At 58.7% G+C, this 25,388-nt stretch carries 13 protein-coding genes; 7 read left to right on the top strand and 6 right to left on the bottom strand.

What is annotated here, in order from left to right:
* On the top strand, nucleotides 1-438 hold a 438-nt coding region (locus tag ACN0WW_RS11665), incomplete at its 5' end, for a transposase (protein WP_417612647.1).
* Nucleotides 439-682: 244 nt separating this feature from the next.
* Nucleotides 683-1,678 carry an alpha/beta hydrolase gene (locus ACN0WW_RS11670; protein ID WP_417612649.1) on the top strand — a complete coding sequence of 332 codons (996 nt, stop codon included), beginning with the start codon at nucleotides 683-685 and terminating at the stop codon, nucleotides 1,676-1,678.
* Between the two features lie 772 nt (nucleotides 1,679-2,450).
* On the opposite strand, the gene ACN0WW_RS11675 is transcribed toward ACN0WW_RS11670, so the two are convergent.
* Nucleotides 2,451-3,383, bottom strand: coding sequence for a LysR family transcriptional regulator (locus tag ACN0WW_RS11675; RefSeq protein WP_417612651.1), 933 nt, complete (start codon nucleotides 3,381-3,383; stop codon nucleotides 2,451-2,453).
* A 119-nt stretch (nucleotides 3,384-3,502) separates the two neighbouring features.
* Here ACN0WW_RS11675 and ACN0WW_RS11680 point away from each other — a divergent pair, with 119 nt between their 5' ends.
* From ACN0WW_RS11680 to ACN0WW_RS11690, 3 genes are read left to right on the top strand one after another with little or no spacing between them, the layout of a single operon-like run.
* Nucleotides 3,503-5,848 (top strand): TonB-dependent receptor, encoded by a 2,346-nt coding sequence (locus ACN0WW_RS11680; protein ID WP_417612653.1) that lies wholly within the window; start codon nucleotides 3,503-3,505, stop codon nucleotides 5,846-5,848.
* Nucleotides 5,849-5,852: 4 nt separating this feature from the next.
* The gene (locus ACN0WW_RS11685) at nucleotides 5,853-6,986 is read left to right on the top strand and encodes a serine hydrolase domain-containing protein (protein ID WP_417612655.1); all 1,134 of its coding nucleotides are present in this window, start codon (nucleotides 5,853-5,855) and stop codon (nucleotides 6,984-6,986) included.
* Nucleotides 6,987-7,011: 25 nt separating this feature from the next.
* A complete protein-coding gene (locus ACN0WW_RS11690; protein ID WP_417612657.1) occupies nucleotides 7,012-7,773 on the top strand; it encodes a dienelactone hydrolase family protein in 762 nt (253 codons plus the stop codon).
* A 332-nt stretch (nucleotides 7,774-8,105) separates the two neighbouring features.
* Here ACN0WW_RS11690 and ACN0WW_RS11695 read toward each other — a convergent pair whose 3' ends face one another.
* Genes ACN0WW_RS11695 through ACN0WW_RS11710 form a run of 4 tightly spaced genes read right to left on the bottom strand, consistent with a single transcriptional unit; the run spans nucleotide 8,106 to nucleotide 12,778 of the window.
* Complete coding sequence (locus ACN0WW_RS11695) at nucleotides 8,106-9,257, bottom strand: acyl-CoA dehydrogenase family protein (protein WP_417612659.1); 1,152 nt, start codon at nucleotides 9,255-9,257, stop codon at nucleotides 8,106-8,108.
* Nucleotides 9,258-9,260: 3 nt separating this feature from the next.
* Nucleotides 9,261-10,043, bottom strand: a complete 783-nt coding sequence (locus tag ACN0WW_RS11700; RefSeq protein ID WP_417612661.1) for an enoyl-CoA hydratase/isomerase family protein — start codon at nucleotides 10,041-10,043, stop codon at nucleotides 9,261-9,263.
* A 15-nt stretch (nucleotides 10,044-10,058) separates the two neighbouring features.
* Nucleotides 10,059-11,480 carry a carotenoid oxygenase family protein gene (locus ACN0WW_RS11705; RefSeq protein WP_417612663.1) on the bottom strand — a complete coding sequence of 474 codons (1,422 nt, stop codon included), beginning with the start codon at nucleotides 11,478-11,480 and terminating at the stop codon, nucleotides 10,059-10,061.
* 2 nt (nucleotides 11,481-11,482) lie between these two features.
* Nucleotides 11,483-12,778, bottom strand: a complete 1,296-nt coding sequence (locus ACN0WW_RS11710) for a cytochrome P450 (RefSeq protein WP_417612665.1) — start codon at nucleotides 12,776-12,778, stop codon at nucleotides 11,483-11,485.
* Between the two features lie 92 nt (nucleotides 12,779-12,870).
* Between ACN0WW_RS11710 and ACN0WW_RS11715 the strand changes: the two genes are divergently transcribed.
* Entirely contained in the window at nucleotides 12,871-13,461 is a 591-nt protein-coding gene (locus tag ACN0WW_RS11715) for a TetR/AcrR family transcriptional regulator (protein ID WP_417612667.1), read from the top strand.
* Between the two features lie 160 nt (nucleotides 13,462-13,621).
* Here the strand turns inward: ACN0WW_RS11715 and hemN are convergent, their stop codons facing one another.
* Nucleotides 13,622-14,932 (bottom strand): oxygen-independent coproporphyrinogen III oxidase, encoded by a 1,311-nt coding sequence (hemN, locus tag ACN0WW_RS11720; RefSeq protein ID WP_417612669.1) that lies wholly within the window; start codon nucleotides 14,930-14,932, stop codon nucleotides 13,622-13,624.
* A 461-nt stretch (nucleotides 14,933-15,393) separates the two neighbouring features.
* Here hemN and ACN0WW_RS11725 point away from each other — a divergent pair, with 461 nt between their 5' ends.
* Complete coding sequence (locus ACN0WW_RS11725; RefSeq protein ID WP_417612671.1) at nucleotides 15,394-25,287, top strand: autotransporter outer membrane beta-barrel domain-containing protein; 9,894 nt, start codon at nucleotides 15,394-15,396, stop codon at nucleotides 25,285-25,287.
* Nucleotides 25,288-25,388 lie beyond the last annotated feature (101 nt).

Here is a 25,388-nt window from a genome sequence, read left to right on the forward strand (position 1 = left end):
GACCAAGAAGACGACAGCTATATCTGCCCTGGCGGCAAACGGCTCCGATCCACCAACCGCAACTTCAAGACGCCGCGGCCGCTTGCCAATGCCGATGGCTTCATCCGCTATCGAGCGAGCCAGAAAGACTGTCAGGCCTGCCAGCTCAAACAGCGCTGCACGCCGAACATGGTGGCTCGCAAAATCATGCGCTCAGTCCATGAAGGCGCGCGCGACATGGCTCGGGCTATCGCCACCACCGACGCCTATCTCGTGTCACGCCGGCAGCGGAAGAAGGTCGAGATGTTGTTCGCGCACCTCAAACGAATACTGAAGCTGGACCGCTTGCGCCTGCGCGGTCCCAACGGAGCAAAAGACGAGTTCCACCTCGCCGCTATGGCCCAAAACCTCCGGAAAATGGCCAAGATGCGACCGATGCCAGGCCTCGAACCCGCCTGAGCGGGAAGGCAACCCCGTTCGTCCACTATCCGCACCGCATGTCGATCATTGCCACAACCGAGTTCTTCAACAGAATAGTCCCAATAGCAGTCGTTCAGGTTTTCGGCTTTAAGGTCTAATGAGGGCGCATCTAGGGGAGATAGATTTTTTTAATATTTTGAGTGGCTTGGGCTAATCGATACGTTGACATTCTCGCGGAGCGACCTCAGGCAACCTGCGGTCTGATGTCAGATAAGGAAACGACATGATTAGCCGAAGTCTTTTTTTGTTGGTTGTATTGTGCTTCACAACCTCTGTTTCTGCACAACATCTTTCGGATGGCAATGTCCCTGAAGGCATTACCGTCACTAGAGATATAGTTTATGGTGAGGCACTTGTCGGCAAGGCCGGGGGCGGCCATCTCCGCAACCTGGTTATGGACGTCTATGCACCTCTAGGCGCCTCGAAAAACTCCGGGGGACGAGCCGCTGTCCTAATGGCATTCGGTGGATCATTTCATCGCGGCGATAAAGGAGAAGGGCACTTTCAGGAAGATGGCGCGCACGACTCCTCTATGGCCGATTATTGCCGCACATTTGCGCGACGCGGTTATGTTTGTTTTTCTATGGAGTATCGCCTGACGCAGGAGAACCCAGTGCTCGCCAAACCAATCGATCTAGAAAAGCTCATGCCGCAGTCGCTTGCCATAACACCTGCGACTACAGCACGCGTAGACTTTTCCCGCCAGCAAATGGGTTTGCCGGCTCTGGATGACGCGGGTCGTGATCAGTTCTGGCGAGCCATTCTTGCAGCGTCCGAAGACATGGGCACAGCCATTGCCCATATTCAACAACATGCCAACAAATATGGAGTCGATCCTGACCGCCTCGCCATCGGAGGGTTCTCCGCCGGTGCGATTACCGCAATCAACACGGCTTACGGTGCAGATGCGCCGGTCAAAGCGGTGGTATCGATTTCGGGCAGTTCTTGGGGCTATAACTTGGCAGCCACGGCCAAATCAGGCCAGCCACCGCTTCTTGTTCTCGTTGGCCAAAATGATTTGCCAGGGGTTCGTGGCGGCAGCGCCCAGATTGCAGCCTTGTTTGGCCTTAAGGGTATCAAATGTGATACAGCTTGGGTTGCTAACTTCGGACATTTCTATCCGATGGGTGCGGTCAGCCTCGCGCCAGACCTTACCAAATTGCCGGTCTCTGAGCGCATTCTGGACTTTCTTGATTCCAATTTGCAACCGACACCCTGAATTAAGTCCCTTCCGCGTCCTCTATGGCCGCTTTCGGGGACGAGCGTCGGCGTTCGGAATGACGGCAATTGGGCGCGAAGCGGACATAGAACTTGTCCCGTGAGAATGACAGTTGTTGGGCCGCAAGCGGGCGTTCCTAAAACGTGAACCGCAACGCCTGCTTTGTCGGTGTTGCAGGCTAAATGCGGACAGTCCGTTAACACCCCAATTTCGGTCATTTAGATATGATCATTCACCTCCCCTGGAGGCTTGGCACTGCGAATGGCACATGTGCTGCACGAACTAATTTGTGGCGGCAAACACTCGAACCTCCGGTGTAACTCCGGTGTAAATGCAATAAATTCATGGTTTGATCTGGGTCTGTTCCGCATGTTTTGAGCATTGAAACCGCAGTTTTCTGCAAAACACGTCATTGGACCCTGCCCTCCGAAGGCAGAGGCCAGAGGTTCGAATCCTCTCGGGTGCACCATTTTGTTTTCGAGCATCGAAAAGTCACTTAAGACCTTGAACGGTAACGATATATCCGCCGTTCTAACGCCTATATCGCAGCCATATTGCAGACGACGGGAAAACGCCAGGTTTAGCGCTGTTGCTTTTCACTCCCTCGCTGCTTTGCTTTGCGGTGTCGGCTCTAATTGCTTGAGCGATGCTGAAAACTCGACTTCGACCTCATCGCGCTTCATCGACTTGCCGCAATGCTCACAGCCATGTGTTACGGCAATGGTAGGGGGAGGCCGCCTAAGAAGAATGGGAAAGGTCTTCCGCCCCAATCTCAGTAGCTGAAGTGGGTCCGCATCGCTCCGGTGGTAAACAACTGCTCGCATATCGAGATGAAAGCATCTCGCTTCGAGGGTATGCCTATCGAAGAACGGGCTACCCGTGCCGCGATGACGCTGGCTGTGGGCACTCTGTCTGCGAGCGTGTAATAAGCCAGCTTGTCGCCGAGTGGGGAGACATTGCTCGCAGGCAAGGCCACCCGAAGCGCGACTACATCTGATTGCCCGACTATCGCCTGACTGCCAGCGGTGACATCGCACTGGCAATTCACGGTCGGTACACATCCCGCGCTTCGAAACATCTCCATGGAAAGTTCGTAGGCTGCAGGTTCTACGTTCATCACCTGAGGAAACAGCGCAATCTCGGACAAAGAAATTTCCGTCTGCCCCCGGTCAAGCGGGTGTCCAGCGCGCATCATCACGGTAGGCTGCGGCGCGCACAGTGGCGTTACGCAAATTCGCGGGTTCTGATCGACAACGTGCCGAAAGGTCACCAGCAGGTCGATCTCGCCGGCGAGCAGCGTTGAATAGTCAGTCGCCAGCGGGACGGTTCGGATCGACACCTGCAGCTTGGGATGCCGTTCAGCGGTGAGCTTCAAGGCCCGCGGCATCAGCGACCATACCAGCGATTCCTGGCAACCAACGACAAGCTCGCCCGCGAACTGTCCGTTGTGGCTTCTGAAGCGAGACTCCAGTGCGTCGAGTTCACTCACGACCTGGTTGGCATGTTCCTGTAACCGTTTTCCCGAAGGAGTCAGGGTCAGGCCCTTTGAACGCACGCGATTGAAAAGGGTGGTGGACAGTCGCGCTTCCAGCGCACCGATCGCGTAGCTAACCGGGGTGGGCGACATATTGAGCGACTTGGCAGCCGCAGCAAAGCTCCCGTGGCGCGCTGCGGCCAGGAAATATCGCAAATGTTCTGCGTTCAATCATTCCTCCAAAATTTGGTGGACATTACCATATTAAATGCATTTTTCAATTGAAAGGAAATGCCACATACTCGCCCTCATGAATTGGCCGTTCAACGCATCGGGCCGAAGATGGGAGTATGGATATGAGCGTTAAGTTGGTGTATTACGGCGTATCGGCGCTGGCCCTGATGGCTGGGCAGCCGGTCCTTGCGCAAGACAGTGATGGTGCGGAAGGCGATGGCCCAATTGCCGAAAAGTCGACCGATGTAAATTCGGCGGTCGATGCCATCGATTCAGTCATCGTGGTGACGGGGACGAAAGGACTGAACGTTGAAGATGTTCAGGATGTGCCGTTGGCCGTAACCGCCTTCGGATCCGCTCAACTCGACGCTCTGCAGACCCGCAACCTGCAAAGCCTGACCTATTCGGTGCCCAATGTCGCTTTGGACGATGTCGGCACGACCAAAGGGGTGGCCAACTTCTCGATCCGGGGGCTGGGTATAAACTCTTCCATACCCTCCATCGATCCGACCGTAGGTGTCTTTGTCGATGGCATGTATCTGGGCATCAACCAGGGCGTGCTGCTCGATGTCTTTGATCTGGAATCGGTCGAGGTACTGCGAGGGCCGCAGGGTATCCTGTTTGGTCGCAACACGACCGGCGGTGCGGTTTTGATCAACACCCGGCGACCGCCCGACGAATTCGAAGTGCGCGGGAAGATTGCAGCCGAAAGCGGCCTGAAGGGCAGCGGCGGCAACTATTACGCCATGGCGTCGGTCGGAGGGCCGGTTATCCCTGACGTACTGAACGCCAAGCTGGTGGCCTATTACAACCGCGATGACGGATGGTTCGAAAATTACCTTGGCGGACCCGGGCTCGAGGGACAAGCCCAGGTCATCGGAGGTACGGTTGCGCTTCTCCAAAATCTTGGCTTCCCGATCGCTGTGAATCAACCCGACGCCCTCGAGAACTTCGGTAAGAGCAAGACGTTCATCTTGCGTCCCTCTTTTGAAGTGACAGCGATTGACGACGTACAAATCCTGCTACGTTACGAACACGGACAAACCAAAGGCGATGGCCCGCAGATCCAGAACCATCCCGGGGCGAACGACATCCCCAACATTTTCTACAGCGCAGACCGCAATACTTTCGATTTCTCGGTCAACACAGACGGATTTTTCGACAACAGCTGGGACCAGTTGATCGGGGAGGTCAGGTGGGACCTGGGGCCGAACACCGCCATCACGAGCATCACGGGATGGCGCCAGTTCGAATCCGACACGCGCGGCGATCTTGATGGCACGCCGTTCTTCCTTTTCCACGCTGACCTGCTCACGGATCAGGACCAGTTTTCGCAAGAGCTGCGCCTGAATACACGGCTGGGAGAGGCGGTCGAGTTAACCTTGGGCGGTTATTATTTCGACCAGTCGATCTTCTACAACGAACGTCGCGAGATCCTGGGTGGCTATCTTTATTTCAATGGCGGAGGCCGGCAGGAACAGAGCACGGTGGGGATATTCGGCCAGGCCGACATTTCGTTGACTGACGCGCTAAGCGTGAACTTAGGCCTACGCTATACGCACGAGGAAAAGGATGTGGTCATCTCCACCCTGATCCTCAACACGACCCAATGCGACGTGCGCATCCCCGGATCATGCTCGGAAGATTTCGCCGACTCGAAAAGCTGGAAGAACCTGACTCCCAAGGTAGGTCTGACGTGGGAGGTCAATCCCGACCTGAACACCTATGCCAGCTGGACACGCGGGGTGCGTTCAGGTGGGTACAACTTCCGCAATTCGGGCCTATCGATTGCCCCGGGTCCATTCGATGAAGAAACGGTCGATTCCTTCGAGGCGGGCTTCAAGGCACAGCCGGGTCGAGCCACTATCAACGCTGCCGTGTTTGTGACCAAAATTGAGGACATGCAGCGGGAAATCAATCTGCCAGACCCCCTGACCGGGGTGGTGCAAGTGATCAGGAACACTGCAGATGCAACGATTTTCGGCTTCGAGGTGGAAGGACGATTCCGGATTTCGAACAGCCTCGTCGTGACCGCCGACCTTGGCTATCTGGATGGGGATTACGATGTCGTTCGCTTCGACCTTACTAACGACGGCATTATAGACGATGCGGATACCGCACTCGAAATTCCGCGACTGTCGCCGTGGACTTACGGTTTGGGGTTAATTCATAGCTTGGATGTGTCCAACACGATCCTGATGAATTCCCGCATGTCGTTCTCGCACCGGGATCGCGCCTTCTACACCGATAACAATGCCGGGTATCTCAATTCTTTCGATGCGCTGGACGCCAGTATCTCGCTGGATTTCGGCAAGATAACCGCGACTGCCTATGCCAAGAACCTGCTGAACGAAGTCAATCATGGAGGCGACACCCAGCTGCCGGCAACGCTCGGATTCGGGGCCGGCGGCTCGCTGACCAAGGGCAGGGTCTTCGGTCTAGAACTGCAGGCCGCATTCTAACTCCATGGTCAATCACCCACAAGCCCAGCCTAGTGGCAGCTACCACCCTGCGTTCGAAGCAGTTGCAAGGACATTTGAAAAGATCATGGCCCCGCCAGACCAGATCGGCGCTGCACTATGCGTCTATCTGGAGGGAGAAGAGGTGGTCAATCTCCATGCCGGGTGGACAGACGAAGCCCGCACGAAGCCATGGCAGGAAAATACCGTCGTCAACATCTGGTCGGCGACCAAGGGTGTGGGCGCATTGTGTTTCGCGATGGCGGCCGATCGCGGACTGTTCGATTATGAACACCCGGTCGCGCGCTACTGGCCGGAATTCGCGACCGGCGGAAAGGGCAACGTCACCATCGGCCAGCTACTGTCGCATCAGGCAGGGCTCTCTGCGCTGGGCAACGGAACCACGCTAAGTGATCTGTGTGACCTCGAACGTGCGGCAGCGCTTCTTGCCGGTGCTGAGCCTCTGTGGGCGCCGGGGAGCGCGCCAGGCTATCATCTTGTTACCTTCGGGCCGCTGCTGGACGCGCTGTTCCAGCGTATTGAAGGCCGGTCCCTTTCGATCTTTATAGAAGAGGAAATTGCTCGACCTTTCGAAGTCGACATCCAGATTGGCGCACGGACGGTGGCGCGATCGCGCATTTCCCCGGTTTTTGTGGCTGAGAGTTTCAACCGAGCAGGCGGTGACGTGCTTTCCGAAATCCAGCACCGAACTTTTACCGAACCGCCTCTCGACCCTCTGATCGCCAATACCGAAGAGTGGCTGACAGCCGAACTTGTTTCGGCCAACGGTGTTTCCAATGCGTCTGCGCTCGCGAAACTCTATGATGTGATGCTCGGCGGAAAATTGTTGTCAATGTCGGCACTCGGGCGAGCCATCGATTGCCGCATCGACGGTAACGACCTGGTCCTTGCGCTGCCGTTCCGATGGGGCGCAGGGTTCGCCCTGAACTCGAACGACACCTATGGTCCAAACCCACGCGCTTTCGGACATAATGGTTGGGGAGGCTCTTTCGCCATCGCCGACCCAGATGCAAATCTTGCGATTGCCTTCACGACGAACACGATGGCCTACCGCCAGCGCGAAGATCCGCGGGCGGAGTCGATAGTGAAAGCCGCATTTACGTCGCTCGGCTCGAGATAGTGCGGAACCGGATAAAGTTTGCGTGATGCACGCGCATCAATGCATTCAGAAGAGGCAGGGCAATATGAATATCTCCCAGTACACCTACTTTGACGGTGACGTGGAATTGACGGGCTACGTTTGCGACGGGGCCGAGGGTGGGCCGGCACCGGGCGTGCTCGTGATTCACGAAGGCCCCGGACCCGGCGACCATATTCGCCATCGGACGCAGTTGCTCGGCGAAAGAGGGTATGTAGCCTTTGCGCTCGATCTTTACGGCGAGGGCGAACTGGATCTTGAGGATACCTCGTCAACGGTCATCGAAATCATGACGACCCCGGGCCTGATGATCTCCCGAGCCAAGGCTGGATTGGAGGCGCTTACGCGCCAACCTGGTGTGGATATCGATCGGATCGCGGCGGTCGGTTTTTGCCTCGGCGGTGTGGTTGCGCTCGAAATGGCGCGTCATCGACTTCCAGTAAGATGCGCCGTGGGCTTCCATCCAAGTCTGCAGCGGCCCGCGGACAGCCCCGAGGGACCGATCGATGCAAGTGTGTTGATGATGATAGGCGCAAATGACCCATTGGTCCCAAAAGACGACCAGATTCGTTTCACCGAGAGTATGGAAGCGGCTGGCTGCGACTGGCAATTGCACATCTTTGGCGGGGTCGGACATTCGTTCACAAACAAGGCGGTTGATGCCTTCGCACGGCCTGGTTTTGCTTATGACGCGCTCGCCGATTCTCGGTCGTTGGCGATGCTACACGGCATGCTTGATGAGGCCTTTGACCCTTCGCGGAAAAAATAGCGGTCCAACCGCTGCCGTCAGTCTAGCGGCAACTCCTCTCCGACAGGCCTGGCTCGCCCTACCCGCGTATCGGTTCAGGCTGCTCCCCGTCAGCCGGCCCAGCCAAGCGAGTGTCGAGCAGAGCTTTCACGCTCTCCATCTCCCAACCAATGTGATTGAGGCCTGCCCCCTCTTTGATTACACAAGAATGCGCGACCCACTCCACCGGAGCGGTTCATCTCTTGCCTCCGGGACCGACTGGAGGCTGCGTTTGAAGCGCATCTGACATTTCTTTTGAGCGGCTGGTAGGAACAAGCCTAGTTTGTTCGTGAAGACGGCTTGTTGGGCTTGTACTAAAGCAGCTTCGACAGTTCATCCAGCATCACCGCCGAGGCGCCTCCGCCTAGCGAATGGGGGCGCGTGTCGCGCCATAATCGTTCGATTTCCGTGCCTTGCATATAACCATAGGCACCGTGGTGCTGAACGCAGATGTCCACGACCCGCTTCAGCAGCTCGGGAAGCGTCGCCTTGATCATCGTTGCTTCCATACGCACGGAATGGCCGCCGCTTTTCTTGCGCGCGGCGTGGTAGAGCATAAGCTTTGCTGCGGCGAGTTCGGCAACCAGCTTTGCGATGTCATGCCGGATCGACTGCAGATCCCACAAGGTGCCGCGGTAGGCGTCGCGTTCCTTGAGATAGGCCAGCGTCAGTTCAAGCGCACGTTCTGCCATGCCCACACATTGTGCGCCGATGGAGAGCCGCTCATTCTCGATTCCGCCCATCATCAGGTAGAATCCAGCGCCTTCGTCCCCAAGCATATTGGCGGCAGGCACGCGGAACTCATCAAAAAACAGCTCGCTCATGTCAGAGGTCTTCCAACCGGTTTTCCGGAAATTCTCTCCGTTGGAGAAGCCTTTGCCGCCTTTCTCAACGACGAACAGCGAAAATCCCCGCCCCCCGCGCGCATCCAGATCGGTTTTTGCGACCGTTACGAAAACATCTCCTGAGACGGCATTGGTGATGTAGGTTTTTTGACCGTTCAACACCCACTCATCAGCTTCACGCCGGGCACTTGTGGTCATGCGGGTCAGGTCGGACCCTCCGCGCGGTTCGGTCACCGCAAGTCCCGCGATCCGCTTGCCGGACAGGATATCCGGCAGGAAGCGCGCGCATTGCTCTGTGGAACCAAGGCCCCCGATGATCGAGGCGGTGATATCGGCGTGATCTGAAATGGCCGCTGAAAAACCGCCATTTCCTGATCGGCCGATCTCTTCGCCAAACACGACCGAGCCAAGCGCATCGAACCCCGCCCCGCCCCGGTCTTCCGGGATGGCAATGCCGAGAAAGCCAAGCTGGCCGAGGTCCTCATAAACCGATTGGGGCAGCGTCCCCAGCTGTTCCCATTCCGGAGAATTGGGCCGCACTTTGTCGTCGATATACCGGCGCAATTGGGCGCGCAGCATCACATGTTCGTCGCTCAGGAAATCCGCATCATAGTCGAGCATCGCTTAGCGTCCTTTGAAGGCGGCTGGACGCCGTTCAAGGGCAGCAGCAATCCCTTCGCGGACATCGTCACTTGCGCAAATGCGGCTCAGCAATTCAGCCTCACGGGCGAGCTGGGTGTCGAGCGAATTGTCGTTCGTTTCCAACAGCAATCGGCGCGATGCGGCAAAGGCAAGCGTCGGCCCTTTCGCCAACTGCTGCGCAAGCGTTATGGCCCGCTCCTGCAATTTCGACGCGGCCACGACCTCAGTCACCAGGCCAATTTCGCAGGCTTCTTCGGCTTTGATCCGGCGATTTGTAAGCAGCATTTCCTGGAATCGGCGCATACCGATCAGCCTTGGCAAGAGAAAGGTCGAGGCCCCATCGGGAGAAAACCCGATTGCGGTGTACGCGACAGTCCAGTTCGCATCCTCGGAGGCAACAACCAGATCGGCAAAAACGCTCAAGGCCACGCCGGCACCCGCGACTGCGCCTTGTACGGCAGACACGATCGGGGCGTTCAGCCGCATCATAAGCGCCAGTGCCTGATGATATTCGCTCGTCGATGCTCTCACAAAGGTTGGCAGGTCATCAACATCCGCAAAGGCAAGCAGATTGCCGCCAACACTGAAATTCTTGCCTTCCGCGGTGAACAGCACGGCCCGCAGTTCGCTGCACGCGTGAAGCTCGATCGCCGCGGCCTTGAACTGCTTGCCGAACTCAAGATCAAGCGGGTTGCCTTTGTCCCCGTTGACCAGTGTGAGGCGCGCAAGGCCATCTTCGATCGTCAATTCCACCGTTTTCACCATGTTCTGATCTCCCATTTACGCGGTTCGAAACGCCTCCGCATCGACCCATCGGCCGTGGAATTTTGGCGGGACCCGTTGTGGAAGTTTGATGCGAGCGACGGGCCCGTCTTCGATGCTGTCGGCAGGAGTGATCCAGAACTCGCTGGTCATCCTTTGCTTGTCCGTAACGAACCCGATCAGGTAGCCGTCATCTTCTCGCTTTGCCCCATCGCGGGGGGCAAAGCTCATCTCACTGGCGATATGGTGCATGGGCAGTTTCAGATCGGTTCTGCTGCCGGTTGCAAGATCATATTTGTAGATCCCCTGCGCTTCCAGGGTGGGCTGATTAATATCGATCCGAGCCATGTAGCTGTATCGCGCGCCCGAGCAGATATGGTGATCATTGACTCTTGGAAATTCGACGAAGCTATCGTCAAGTTGCCTTTCGGTGACCGCGCCCGTTCTGGTGTTGAGACGCCACATATAGGGATGGGAATCAAATCGATGCTCGCCGTCAACCAAAGGGAGATCATCGAGGATCGCGCCTGATTTGGTATGCCGGGTCGCGCCATCCAGTCTTGCGCCAACCAGCACAAATTCATAGCCCTCATCCCAGGCCGAGGAGATGTGCCACATGAAGCATGGCTTGATATCAAACCACTTGATGGCCGCGCTTTCATCCTTGCGATCAACCAACGCGATGCGCGCGGGCGTTTCATCATCAAGCACGAAGCCCAGAGCCTTTTGGTCCGGGCGCTTGAAATCCATCATCAGGGGGAAATCAAAAACGCCGATATAGCGGTCCGACAAGGCCATATCGTGCTGCACACGGGGGCCGGGCAGCGGCACTTCGCTGAACCGGGTAATCCGGCCATCTTCCGACGCTACGCCTATGTTTAGAAAGGGCGGTTTCGGGGCCCATGAGATGAAGAACAGCTCGCCCGTCCTGGGGTCGAGCTTGGAATGAGAGGTCAGCCCTCCTGTCAGCGTATTCTGGTAATCGAACGTGCCGCGCGTCTCCAGGTCGGGAAGGGTCAATTCGTGAGGCGTGCCGCCTTCCCACCACAGGGCCAGAAACTTTCCCGAATGATAGACAAGATCGGTGTTGGCGACGTTCTTGTGCCTTTTGCCTTGTCCAGGCATCGCCAGCGATCCAACATAGGTTGCCTCGCCGGCCTTCAGGTCCTCGGCCAGCCCTTGGGTCTTGATAAACCGGCTGCGGAAAATGGCATCGCCATCGTTCAATTCGATCCCGTGCACCATGCCATCACCGTCGAACCATGAATGGCCGGCACCCGGTGGAAAGCGGGGGTTGGCGCCGTTGTGCGCGAACAAACCGTTCAGGTCTCGAGGAATTTCGCCCATGACCGTCAAGTCGCGTGCGGTTATTTCCTCAAGGACCGGTTGATAGACCCCTTCAAGATAGGGCGAGGCGGTTTGGATTGTTTTGGAAACCATGTTCATCCCTCCAACTCGAATTGAATGGGGAGATGTTTAATCCCGGTGACAAAGCTACTCTCAATTCCCACCGGATCGCCGTCCAGCTTGACCGATTTGAGTAGAGGGATCAGGGCCTCCCACAGGATCCGCATCTCCATCCGGGCAAGGTGCAGGCCCAGACACATATGAGCGCCGTACCCAAAGGCGATATGCTGCGCTTCTCGGTCCAGTCGAAACTCATTCGGTGCTTCGAAAACATCCTCGTCGCGATTGGCAGAGGCGTAGCAAAGCATCATCCAATCGCCTTTCCTGATCTGGCGCCCGCGAAGGGTGACATCATCAGAAGGCGAGCGCATGAAATTGCGCACCGGTGTCGCCCAGCGAATGGATTCCTCGATAAAGGCGGGGATCTGGCCCGGATCGTCCTTCAGCGTCGCGAGCAATCCAGCCTGGGTCGCGAGCGCCCACATCCCGCACGCAACCGACGAAGACGTGGTATCGTGACCGGCGGTTGCGACGATGAAATAATATCCAAGCGCCTGTTCGGGTGTGATCGGCTCGCCGTTGATTTCCGCATGGGCGATAAGGGTCGCCAGATCATCTTTAGGTTCCGCGCGCCGTTGTTCTGACAAAGCCAGAAAATAGGCGGAATATTCCGCGACGATGGCCATGATTGTTTCCGCGTAAGCTGCGGGCGAAAGCGTATCCATCGCCCTTTGCGTCTCTTCATCCAGAGGTGCGAAGATTTCCTGAGTAAGCTTGAGCATCAACGGGAAATCTGCCTCCGGAACCCCGAGAATCTGCATCACGACTTCCAGCGGATAATGAAGCGCAATGTCGGAGGCGAAATCGCATCTGCCACGTGTCGCCTCGAATTTTTCAACCGTCTTGCGAGCGATATCCTCAATATCATCGGTGCGCTTTTTGATGCTGCCGGGCATAAACCACTTTTGTGTCAGCTTGCGCAGCTGCATATGCTCCGGCTCATCGAGCTGAACCAGTGTCTGCAACATCGATGGCCGGCCCGTCACTTCACGCTGCCGTGCATCACTCGCCTTGTCGATCAAGGTCGAAGAACGATCCCCATAAGGAAACAGCGTGTTGTTCTTCGCGATCTCAGCCAGGTCGGCGTGCTTCGTGACAACCCAAAAGCGGTCGAAGGCTTCTGGCTCGGCAATCCCCAGAGGGTTGTTCGCGCGCAGCCATTCGTACGTGTCGAATATCCTGCCAGAAGCATAGGCTTTCGGGTCCACCAGCGTCTGTGCCAGCTTCTGGCCGATGCTCGTATTTCCTGTCTGATCAGAGGCTGCTGCCATTGAGAAATTCCTGTCCTGACTTTCGATGGGCATATTTTCTAACGATTGTTAGAATAATTGCAAGCCCTTTGCCAAGCGGGTAGAGAGCGTGAATGAGCACCGTCACTTCACCGTCCAAATCAGCGCAGACGCGCACCCGCATTCTGGATGCTGCTGCGAGCCTGTTCCGTCAGGTGGGCTATGGAGCCGCATCTTTGCGGGATATCGCTCAAAAGGCCGATATGCAGGCGGGGAGTTTATACTATCACTTTGACAGTAAAGACGAACTTGCGGAGGCAGTGATGCTTGCGGGTGTCGAAGGCTCGGACGCCGCAGTAAGAGGGGCGGTCGCGGCCTTGTCGCCAGATGCTAGCGTGCTGGACCGGCTGGAGGCTGCGTTTGAAGCGCATCTGACATTTCTTTTGAGCCGGTCGGATTATGCGGTCGCGATGCTGCGTATGCTCCATCAAACGCCTAATTCCATCCAGCAGCGCACGCTTGAACGACAAAGAGACTTCGGGCGGTTCTTCGGTGAACTGTTCGAGATGGCAAAGAAAGAGGGTGTGATCAAACCCGCGCTCGACTTGTCGGCGCTACGAATGCTGATTTTTGGCGCGATGAATTGGGCCCCGGAATGGTACTCGGACTCGGGTCTGACGCCATCGGACTTGGCAGCACAGCTACGGCTTTTGATAGAAAGCTAGGCAGTCTCTCAGGCCTTTATAGCGAGGCTCTAGGTCTGCCCTTCGCCAAGACTTTTGCAGTATGTGCTCCCGAGATTCATTTCCTAGCAGGAGCCGGAATGTATCCGGCTATTAAGGCTCGAAATCTTTGTTGCTACTGCGCATTTGCAACCGCTGATCGCTATGCTGCCATTGCTTCCTGGCGGGTCCGAAACTGATCAAAAAGACACGCGATATGGCGCGCATAAGGGCGTCCCGCTTCGGTAATGACCAGTTGGCCATCGCGCTGACAGATCAGGCCCTTTTCGTCAAAAATATCGAGCAGATGGACATCCGGCAACATATTGGCGGCCCCGGCATCGACATGCCCCTGACACAGAAGAGAAGAGATTGTCGCACCCCGTTTTCTCGTTTCCTGGTCGCGGGTCACGCCGCGAACAGCCGCGACCATGTCTGAAGAGACCAAAGACCGGTATCGCCCGACATTTTTTTCATTCTGCACCAGAAGGCCCGGCAGGCAGCTGATGGCGCTGGCGCCAAAGCCGATCAGGGTCTCGTTGGGATCCTCGGTAAAGCCCTGAAAATTCCGGTGAACCCGGCCTTCGCTCGCAGCAATAGCCAGGGAATCTGTGGGCAAGGCGAAATGGTCAAAGCCGATCGCCACATAGCCTGCTTCGGTCAGCCGTTGATAGCCGAGCTCGCTCTGTTCAAAGCGCAATGCTGCATCGGGGAGGCTGTCACCATCAATCCGCCTCTGCCGCGGTATCATTCCGGGCATGTGGGCATAGCCGAACAACGAAACACGGCTGGGCTGGAGTTCGATTGTCTGAGTCAGCGTTTCGTTGAGATCCTGCAAAGACTGTTGGGGCAAGCCGTACATCAGATCGAAATTGATCGAATCGATGCCGTGCCGGCGCAAGGTAGATACGGATTTCTCGATATCGGCGAGCGGCTGGATGCGCCCGATCGCTTCCTGAACGTGCGGCGCGAAGGTCTGGACGCCGAGACTCACTCTGTCGACATGGGACGCCGCCAGCGCCACCGCCCATTCCGAGGTAAAGCCGCGCGGATCGAGCTCGACCGAGATTTCCGGGGTGCCGGCATCGAATATTGTCGTAATCCGGTCGAGAAGGCGGACAAATTCCATGGTCGTAATGGCGTTCGGACTGCCACCGCCAAAGGCGATACGGCGTATTTTCCCCCGACCGCCCAGCAACCGGCCGATCAACACAAATTCCTTTTCCAGCGCGTCCAGATAAGCGGTCAGCCGCTGGGCTTTGCCCGCCGCCCCGGTGTTGCATCCGCAATACCAGCAGATCGAGTGGCAATAGGGAATATGGACATAGAGGGATAAAGGCGTGCCTGGGGGCATGTCGCTCAGCGCCTGGACATATTGGTCGGCACCGCAGCCGTCATGGAACTCGACCGCGGTCGGGTAGCTCGTGTAGCGCGGCACGGGTTTAGCCAGTAATTCAGGATGATAAGACCACATGGGGAAGCCAATAGGCGACTGAACCGGGCGACGCTTTGATCTAGATCAAAAAGAATTTCCGAGAAAATGCCGGGAAATGGAGCGCCGTTATTCCGGAGCCTGATATCTTCCATTCTATACCCTGTCAGGCCATCGCGAATGATATCGCGCTTGCCAGCGACCAAAGCGCCTGTTTGCAACATGCGCCAGACGCTGGTGCTCCGGTTGTATAAAAATCTGCATATGCGAATGGCCGGCAGCCGAACCAAATGAATGTCCGTGCACCAGGCGACCATCAAATGGTGCTGCAAACCAGATCGCCACCTTCCTACAGGATTTTTTTGACAGGGTTTCTCCAAATATGTCGCCTTGCATAGGGAGAGCGTTTTTTCGGCTTGCTTGCACAGGGGAAAATCATGTCAATGGGAACAGCGGAACCGAACTCAGCCACGATCTTTTCAAAGCTTCGAACGACATGCAGCATGGCTTCGCTCGCCACCGCGACCCTGGCAACAATGCTTGCGGCTCCCAGCCCGGCTGCGGCGCAGCAAAAAACCCCCGGCAATGATCCGGAATGCCCGATCGTTGATGGCGTCGCCACCTGCACCGGGGATGTCTCCGGCGGGATAGTCGCGGGCGTGGGGTCGCCGGTCTTCGACACGCTGAACGTTGGGAATTTGAGCGGCCCGATCGCTCCCGCCGGCATATTGGGGATCGGCTTGTACAAGGTCGACGGTGACTTGACGGTCAACATTGCCGACGATGTCATTATCGAGACCTATGACGATCCGAACATCGAAGGCTTTGGACAGGGTATCCTCGCCGTTGTCGATAACGGGTTCGATCTGACAATAAACACAGGCGCGTCAATCCGGTCAGACGGAAACGGCAGTCCCATTGTCGGAATAGAAGCTGCGGTCTATAACGGGTTCGGCAATGTCGACGTCACCAACCGCGGGAATATAACGGCTTTTAGCGACTTTCCCTCGGCGAGTGCAATTACGGCCTTTAGCGACCAGAGCACTGGCTCGATCCGGGTCAACAATTCGGGGAATCTCAGCGCTTCATCGGGAGGAACCGGGGAACGCGACCGCGTTACGTCCGGCATTTTTGCCTATCACGTGCTTGGCGGTAACGACATCGATGTGGTCAATAGCGGCAGCATCGACGTCAGCGTCACAACGAGCGATATCGATTCCAATGGCTTCGCGGCCGGGATTGTCAGCTACGCCTTTGGCGACCCGACCAACACCAGGATCAGCAACACCGGATCGATCAGCGCGACGGGGCCGTTCGCCAGCGGCATTGCAACCTTCACCCAGAATCTCAGCCCCTCCACGCCGTCGACCGTAAGCATCACCAATGACGGCACGATCCGTACGACCGAAAATGAAGGCGGCTACGGCATTCTGGCGCAGAGCAACGGAACCGCTGTCGACATGAATGTCTTCAATCGTGCCACAATCCAGATGGACTCGCCGGACGGTGCGGTATCAGGCATTTTCAGCAGGAGCGTAGCGCTCAACGCAACCTCGCGCGTCGAAAATTATGCGACCATGACCGGATCCGGCTTCAACCTGCGCGGCATCGGCATTTCGGCTTTTGGTGCGCCAGCCGGTGGCACTTATGATTTCACGGTGATCAACCAGGCGGATTTTGATTTCGACGCCGGGGCGACGATCGGTATCACCGCCTTTGCCACTGCTGAAGACAATGTGACCGCCGCCATCACCAACAGCGGAAATTTCAACTTCACGTCCGGTATCGGCACATTGTCCTCCGGCATCCGGGCCACCTTCGACACGGTCGATAACAGTGCCAATGGCGCGGACGGGCTCAGCACGCTGACCATCGACAATAGCGGCAATATCTTCATGGGTACGGGCAACGCGCTATTGGCGAGTGCCGACCAGATGACGATCACCAATAGCGGGACACTGAGCACGACCGGCGCGAATTCCGATGCCGTGATCCTCAGCGGTATTGATAAGGATTCCACCCTCGCCTTTTCGACCACCGCCGATATCACGACCAGCGGCGCAGGGAGCGCCGCGGTCCGGCTGAACGGCAACAATCTGAGCGATTCCGGCATAAGTGAAATCACGCGCGTTGTTACGGTCGAAAAGGCGCGGCTGGCCGATTACGCGAAGAATGTGATCGCCGACTATATCAATAGCGGTGGCAATGATGTCGCACCCGGTTCGGCATTGCCGCGCGATCCATCAAGCCAGAACCGGCCGGATGGGTCGGCCTTCTATAACCGCTTTACCGTGGGCGATCGGGCGTTGATCGAAAGCGACGGCGGACAGGCGGCGATCATCAGCCAGCCCAATCTCTACATCGAATTTGGCCGGGACGTGACCAACGGCCTCGGCGCGCTGCTCAGTGCCTCGAGCGGCGCAGCCGGTATCCTCGGCAATTACGCCACTGCTTTGCTCGCCCACGGTGCGACGCTCGCTAGTTCGAGCAACGGAGCGCCGTTGTTCGGGGTTACGGCCGATGACAATCACTCCGCCTATGTCGGACTGGTCGACGTCATCGCCGAGACCGACGGCGACAACAGCATTGCGTTCGATTTCGGCAGTGCACTTAATAGCGTCGGCGCGTTCCAGTCGGGCGCGAGCGCGGACGGCGTCGGCACCAGCATCACAACGTTCGGCGACAATTCGCACGCCATTCGCTTCGGCCCTGGCGAAAGTTCGACGTTCACCGCGACGATCATGGCGACCGCCATTGCCACATCGGGCAATGGCGCGCGGGGTGTCGCCATCGATGGCGGTGCCAACAGCTCGGTCAGTGTCGCGTTGGGCGACAGCAGCTTGATCACCGGCGGCATGGACAGCGATGCAATACATATCGGCGTGGGCGGCTCCAGCGACGTTCTGCTGCTGCTCCAGAACTCGACCGTGGCAACCACCGGCGGCGGCAGCGATGCCATCGATATCCCGCAGTTGGCCAATGGCTCCATCGGCGATGCCGTCATCATCGACAGCGATATTGCGACCGAAGGCGACGATGCGCGCGGCTTCGTTCTTGCCGAACTGGGCGGTGATACGTCGAGCCGCACCGCCTTCATTGCCAACAGCAGCTTCACCACACAGGGCGACGGATCGACCGCTCTGCTGTTCGATGCGTTTGGCGAAAATTCCAATAGCACGACAAGCATCTTCGGCACGACGATCACAACGGCTGGCAGCAATGCGCGCGGGATCGATCACGGATTGGACGGTGACTCAAGCTCAGCTTCTATCACCATTGAAAACACAACGGTCACCACCACCGGCGCTACCAATGCCGGGGCGATGATCTTCGAAGGCACCGTCGACGTCGGTTCCGCCTTCACTATCTTGCTCACCGACCTCGGCCTCTCGACGGTCGGCACCGATTCTGACGGCGTGTTCATCGGCGGCGGCGGCTTTGAAAATTCCGTTTTCAACACCGAATCCAGCGACCTCACCATCTCGACACAGGGCGACAATTCGCGCGGCTTCGTCGTGAGTCAGTTCATCGCGGGTGACGTCAGCACCACGACCGGTGCCATGAGCAATATCACCGTCACAACCGAAGGCACCGATGCGCACGGCGTCTGGATCGGCACCAGCGCCGACGGCGCGATGGTCGACTCCAGCAGCTCGCTCAGCGCCACGAATCTCGACATTTCCACACAAGGTATCGGGGCACGCGGTTTCTACCTCGCCGAACTGACGGGCGACATGACCGACAGCGATTTCACGCTCCAGCTGACCGAGAGCAGCATCGCCACCAGCGGCGACGATGCCATCGGGCTCGAGCTGTGGGGTGTTGATGGCGCGATCAGTGGCTCGACCAATACGGTCACCGTGGTCAATGTCGATGTTGCGACTACGGGTGACGGCGCGCATGGCTGGGTGGTCGGCAAGGGGCTGGATGATTTCAGCCTGACCGACGATTTCTTCTATGACGGTATCGCCATCTCGACCTCGGGTGCTCTCGCCCACGCGCTGTATTTGCGCCCGGGTGCGCAGTTCACCTTCACCGAAGACACCAACCTCACGCTCGATGCGACCGGCGCGGGTTCCTATGAATTGTTCGTCGGAGCGGATGCGCAGTTCGCGCTGCTGAGTGGGGCGCTGCGCCAATCGGATAATAGCTTCGCCGACGCACGGATCGTCGGAATGCTTTCGGGTGGCGGTTCGATCGGCTCGGTGACGGTAACCGGCGGCACGATCGCCCCCGGCAACAGCATCGGCACTTTGACGGTCAACGGCGACCTGACCTTCGATGCGGGTTCGGTGTTCGAGGTGGAAGTCGACGATCAGGGGAATGCCGACCAGTTGGTGGTGAACGGTGGCGTCACGCTGGGCAGTGCGACGCTCGACGTGGTCGAGGCGGGCACCTTCGCAGGGGACAACCCGTTCGAGTACATCATCATCGATAACGATGCCGCCGATGCGGTGAACGGCACGTTCGGCACGATCCAGAACGATTACGCCTTCCTTACACCCACCGTCAGCTACACCGGCGGCACGGGCAACGACGTGCTGCTGACGCTGACGCCGAACGACGTCGGCGGGCCGCAGGGCTGCAGTCCCGATCCCGCCGGCGCAGATGTTGATGTCGTCTGCACCGGTGTCGATCCTGATGGCTTCAAGGGACCAGCGGCGAGCGTCTTGGTCGAAAGCGGGGCGGTCGTAACGAATACTGCTGCGGATGCTTTTTCCCGCACCACGATTGAAACGCTGGGCGAGGCGGTCGAGGTTCGCAACGAAGGCACGCTCAGCCTGATCTATCGCAACAGGGACGATCTCCTTCTCGCCCATGTTGGCGTGAACGGGTTGTTCGTCAACGAAGAGAGCGGCTTGCTAGAGGTCGATGGCGGGGACGAAGCGGGTTTCGCCCTCGGCAATGCGGGTGCCACTCTGATCAACTACGGCACGGCCAGGGGCGTGTTCAGTCACAATTCGCATGGCTTCCGCACTCTGGGCGGCGGGGTGATCCTAAATGCCGAAGGCGCGCTGATCGATATTACGATCGAGCCCAATGATGACGCGTCGTCATCCATCAGCGATGCGACAGAAGGCCTTAGCAACGCGTTTGCCGGCAGCGAGATTACCAATGCCGGTACCCTGCGCATGGTCGGGCCTGCCGACCAGGGTTATGTCATCGGTATCAGGACCGAATTTCCCACTTCACCCAACACTATCGTCAACACCGGGACAGGTCTGATCGAGGTCAGCGGCTCTTTCGCCCGTGGCATCTCGGCGAACGACGGCGATATCGTCCGCAATGACGGCACCATCGTGATCGAGGCGCTCGGTCCGGTGAGCACCGAAAACGATCCCACGTCCCTAGTCCACGGCCAGGGAATCTCCACCAGCGGTTCGATCGTCCAGGGCCGCCCCGTCGGTCCGGTCACCACTGTCACCAACACCGGTTCGATCATTCTTCGCGGAGACTCCTCGGTCGGCGTCTCGCTGTCGTTCAACGATGTTCTCGACAACTCCGGACTGATTAACTCTTTTGCCGGTGGATATGTTCGTCGCGTGAGCGGCGGCACTCCTATTTCGATCCTGTCGGGCTCGCCTGGTGTCCAGATGAGCAACAACGCGATCCTCAACAACACCGGCGAAATCATCGCCGAACACGAGAGTTCGTCGGCGGTGACCATCGGCGACGAAGTTCCGGACGATTTCTTCGATCCCGCCGCCACCCGGGTCAACAATAGCGGGCTGATCCGCGGTGCGGCACACGGGATCAATGCCTTCGGTAACCGCGAAGGTGCAGCCTCGACGATCGTCAATAGCATGGGCGGCGTGATTGCAGGCACCGGTGCGACGGCCACGGGCATTTCCGGCACACGGCTGGCGATGGACATCGACAATGCCGGTACGATCACCGGCGCGGGCGGCACGGCCATCATGCTCGGCGATTTCGACGACACGGTGCGCCTGCGCTCGACCAGCGTGGTCAACGGCGACGTGCTGCTGGGCGGCGGTTCGGACAGTCTGCAAGCCGACGAAGGCATGCAGCTCAATGGCGACCTGCGCTTCGGCGATGGCGACGACAGCTTCGTTTACACCGGCAAACTTACGGTTGGCGGCATCACCGATCTTGGCGCTGGCGACGACTTTGTCGGCAGTGGCGGGCCGGGGTCGCTATTCACCGGTGATATCCAGCTGGGCGCTGGCAACGATACGATCGGCATCGCCAACGGCGCGCTCAACGGCACTGCTTTCCTCGGCGCGGGCAACGATATCATCAACCTCGTCACGCTCGACTATGATGTGGCGGTTAATGGCGGCGATGAGGAAGACACCGCGCGCTATCTGGGCGATGGCACCACCACCTCTGCCACGCTGGACCTGAACGCGTTCAACTTCACCAGCGTTGAGGTGTTCCAGCAAGGCCCGACCTTCGGCGGCGAGGATGTCGAGATCACCGTGACCGGCGATGCGTCCGTCTTCGAGCGCTACGAGATACTCGGCGGCACTCTCGTGATGAACGGGGCCATTCCGGATCTCGATATCTTTGTTGGAGCGGACGCACGGATCGGCGGAAACGGCACCCTCGGTTCGCTGACCAGCACCGGCGGCACGATCGCCCCGGGCAACAGCATCGGCACTTTGACGGTCAACGGCGACCTGACCTTCGATGCGGGTTCGGTGTTCGAGGTGGAAGTCGACGATCAGGGGAATGCCGACAAGCTGGTGGTGAACGGCACCGTCACGCTCGGCGGGGCGACGCTCGACGTGGTCGAGATGGGGACGTTCGCAGGAAGCGACCCGTTCAACTATACCATCATCGACAATGACGCGGCCGATGCCGTCAACGGCACGTTTGGCACGATCCAGAACGATTACGCCTTCCTCACACCCACCGTCAGCTACACCGGCGGCACAGGCAACGACGTGCTGCTGACGCTGACGCCGAACAACGAGGTGGTGGACGGCTGCACCATCCAGGGCCGCACGATGATCTGTACCGGCGATCAGTCGGACGGCGTCTATGTGGACGACAGCGACGATGTCGACGCGCTGATCGTACGCGACCTGACGACTGATATTATCGGAAGCGCCTCTGCGATCGAGTTTGAGCGCGACACCGGCCCGATTTCGCTCACTGCGGACGATACGGTGACGATGCAAAACACGCGCGGGATCATCGCGCATATAACCGATGATAATGATGTTAGCGATGCCGATATCGTCGTCGATGCGCAGATCGATACGATCTCCGCCTACGACGCACCAGCGATTCAGGCGATAAACGAAGGCTCGGGCGATATTACCCTCAAGTTTTCCGGCGCGATGACGTTGATCAACGCGAACAGGATCGACCCGCTCATCCTGGCGAAAGGGATGGGCAACAACATAGTCGATTTCGTGGGCGGCTCGCTCGAACAGGTGGACAGCACTGGCCCGTCTACCCGTTATGATGCCAGCGCAGCAATCCTGGTCGGGGGTGTAGGTGCCGCATTCAACAGGGTAACCAGTGCCGGCGATATTACCACGGGTAGTGACCATTATTCGGGCATCTACGCGGCCACTTACGAAACTGGCGGGGCGGTCATCAACCAGACCGGTGGTACGATCCGTACGATGGGAGACGCTTCGGTCGGCATTATGGTCGAGCATGCGGGCGGCTTTATTCCGAACAGTCAACTGGGCCACATAGCCGACATTACGATTTCAGGCTCTATCCTGACCGAGGGCGGAGCCAGCTCCGCCGCGAGCGGAGGACGAGACATTTATGCAAACGGCATTCTGATTTCGGCCGTCGAAGCCAATCCGGGCGCGATATTGAACGGTGGCACCAATCCGACCGCCACGATCGAGATCACCGAGACCGGACGCATCGTCACCCAAAACTCGTCCGCGATTACCACCGTTAAGGAGGGCAGCGTCGACACAGACACTCTCGTTCCGCTTCCGATCGATTTCACCGTTACGATCGCCGGCACGGTCGAGCGGTCCAACGCAACCGATATCGCGCTCGATTTGTGGGACGGCGACGATACGGTCACCATCGCGGCCACCGGGTCGGTAGTCGGCGCTGTGCTCACCGGCAACGACGACGATCTGGTCACCAATGCGGGCAGCATCAACGGCGCGGTCGACCTGGGCGCGGGTAACGACACGATCGTTCTTCTTCCCACCTATTCGGTCACGGGCCTCATCGACGGCGGTGACGGGACCGATAGCTTCATACTCGACGGCGCGGCAGGCACATCGGGACAGATCGCGTTGCTGCAAAGCAATACCGCCCGCGCCACCAACTTCGAGGATATCCGCAAACGCGGTGCGGGCATGTGGACGATCACCGGCGACGATGTCCCGGCCGGTCTGCCGCTGCCGACCGGCACGATCGAGGCCGGTACGCTGCGCGTCTACGCCAATATTCCGGGGCTTGATCTGATCGTTCAGCCGGGCGCGCGGCTGTCGGGTACCGCTAGCATCGGTTCGGTAACGCTGACCGGCGGCATCTTGTCGCCAGGGGCCGGCGAGAGCAGTGCCGAGCCCGACGGGTCGGGGCAAGCTATTGCCGCCGCGCCTGCGGCGGATGCTCCATCAGCGCCAGAGGCTGCGGCTTCGGTTGCTGCGGTCGCAGCGGCACCGGTTGCGGCGGATGCCGCCGCGCAAACCACAGCGCCTGCCGCTACCGGCATTGCCGGTCAGGGCCGCGGCGACATGATCGTCGACAATGCGCCCCAGCGCGTGGAGTTCGCCGAGCAGCAGCCGCACGCCGGTTCGCCCGAGATGGTCGAAAACCAGCCGCAGGTCACCGCCCCGCTCTTCGCCGACAATGCGCCGCAGCCTGCTGCGCCGGTCACGCCCCAGGCCGGGCTGAGCCCGGTCGGCACGCTGACGATCAACGGCGATCTGACGATGGATGCAAACTCTTTCTATGTGGTCGACGTGCGCGACGATGGCGGCAGCGACCAGGTCATCGTCAACGGCGTGGTCACGCTTGGCGGCGCGACGCTGTCGATCGGAGAAATCGGCAACTTCACCGGCGATGATCCGTTCAACTATCTGATCATCGACAATGATGCGGCGGATGCCGTGAACGGTGTCTTTGGCACCATCACCAACCAGCTGGCATTCCTGACACCGACGGTGGCCTATGATGCAGGAGACGGCAACGACGTGGCGCTGACGCTGACCCCGAACAATGGTCCTACGCCAACGCCTACTCCAACCCCAACGCCCACACCTACTCCAACGCCTACCCCAACACCGACACCGACACCGACACCTACTCCAACTCCAACCCCAACGCCAACGCCTACTCCGACCCCGACGCCCACTCCGGGACCATTGTTCCCGACGGCAGCCCAGACCTTCAACCAGACCGGGGCGGCAGTGGCACTGGACGGCTTTGACCGGACCGCAGGCTCGGATGCCGATACGGTCTATATGAATGTGCTGTTCTCGACCATGCCGGGCGCGCTGCGGGCGTTCGATACCTCCTCGGGCGAGATCTATGCGAGCCTGCTCGCCGACAGCCTGGATGACGGCATGGCCCGCACCGACCGGCTGGTGGCGCGTGCCCATGAGGCCTTCGGGGAAGGCTGGGGCATGTGGGGCGGCATCAGCGGCCGCACCGGCTCGATCGATGGCGACGGCAATGCCGCCAATGCCGGCCATGACGGCTATGGCTTTGACCTGGGCCTCGACTATCGCGGCACCGGCAACGCCTGGGCGCTGGGGGCCAGCTTTGGCTATCTGCAGAATGATCTGGAGCTCACCACGCGCAACAGCAGCGCCGACAGCGATGGCTGGCATGTCGGCGCCTATGGCCGCTATGGTACCGGCGGTGCGGGCCTGACCGCTACGGCTGCGATCAGCTATGCCAACAGCGAGGCAGACGTTACCCGCGGGATCAATATCAACCGTCTTGCCCGCATTGCCAAAGGATCGGTCGATATCGACACCTTCGCCATCGAGGGCGCGCTTCGCTATGGCGTGGAAATGGCAGATGGCTGGTCTCTGGGACCGGTCGTCTCGGTCCACCATGCCAGCAGCGACCTTGGCCGCTTTGCCGAAAGCGGTGCACAGAGCCTGAACCTTTCCAGCAGAGGGGCAACCGACAAGCGCACCCGTTTGGGCGCCGGTGTCTTTGCAAACTGGCAGGGCAGCCGGGGCGGTCTCGATGCGAGCGCGCAATATGTCGGCGGCGATGGCAGTTTCGCCGAGGTCGGCACCGCCTTTGCCGGTGCGCCCGGTATCACCACGCCGGTCCGCTCGCCGCTGACCAATGCCACAGGCGGCCTGTTCACCGTCTCCGGCGAATATGACCTTGGCGGCAACTGGAGCATCGGCGGCTCGATCCGCAGCCTCATCACCAACGACGAGCAAAGCGCCGCAGGAAACGTCTCCATCGGATGGAAATTCTGAGGAGATAACGCATGGAACTGGCGGCGGGAGCATGTTTCGAATTTGGGACAGCTGCCAATATTGACTGGTGCTCCCTTACCGGCGGGCTTAGTATACCGGCA

This window comes from Parasphingorhabdus sp. (assembly GCF_048269865.1).
Lineage (GTDB): Bacteria > Pseudomonadota > Alphaproteobacteria > Sphingomonadales > Sphingomonadaceae > Parasphingorhabdus.

What these genes read in the sequence shown, in the direction of transcription:
- ACN0WW_RS11670 (WP_417612649.1), top strand. Translation starts at nt 683, where the DNA reads ATGATTAGCCGAAGTCTTTTTTTGTTGGTTGTATTGTGCTTCACAACC.
- ACN0WW_RS11680 (WP_417612653.1), top strand. Translation starts at nt 3,503, where the DNA reads ATGGATATGAGCGTTAAGTTGGTGTATTACGGCGTATCGGCGCTGGCC.
- ACN0WW_RS11685 (WP_417612655.1), top strand. Translation starts at nt 5,853, where the DNA reads ATGGTCAATCACCCACAAGCCCAGCCTAGTGGCAGCTACCACCCTGCG.
- ACN0WW_RS11690 (WP_417612657.1), top strand. Translation starts at nt 7,012, where the DNA reads ATGCACGCGCATCAATGCATTCAGAAGAGGCAGGGCAATATGAATATC.
- ACN0WW_RS11695 (WP_417612659.1), bottom strand. Translation starts at nt 9,257, where the DNA reads ATGCTCGACTATGATGCGGATTTCCTGAGCGACGAACATGTGATGCTG.
- ACN0WW_RS11700 (WP_417612661.1), bottom strand. Translation starts at nt 10,043, where the DNA reads ATGGTGAAAACGGTGGAATTGACGATCGAAGATGGCCTTGCGCGCCTC.
- ACN0WW_RS11705 (WP_417612663.1), bottom strand. Translation starts at nt 11,480, where the DNA reads ATGGTTTCCAAAACAATCCAAACCGCCTCGCCCTATCTTGAAGGGGTC.
- ACN0WW_RS11710 (WP_417612665.1), bottom strand. Translation starts at nt 12,778, where the DNA reads ATGGCAGCAGCCTCTGATCAGACAGGAAATACGAGCATCGGCCAGAAG.
- ACN0WW_RS11715 (WP_417612667.1), top strand. Translation starts at nt 12,871, where the DNA reads ATGAGCACCGTCACTTCACCGTCCAAATCAGCGCAGACGCGCACCCGC.
- hemN (WP_417612669.1), bottom strand. Translation starts at nt 14,932, where the DNA reads ATGTGGTCTTATCATCCTGAATTACTGGCTAAACCCGTGCCGCGCTAC.
- ACN0WW_RS11725 (WP_417612671.1), top strand. Translation starts at nt 15,394, where the DNA reads ATGGCTTCGCTCGCCACCGCGACCCTGGCAACAATGCTTGCGGCTCCC.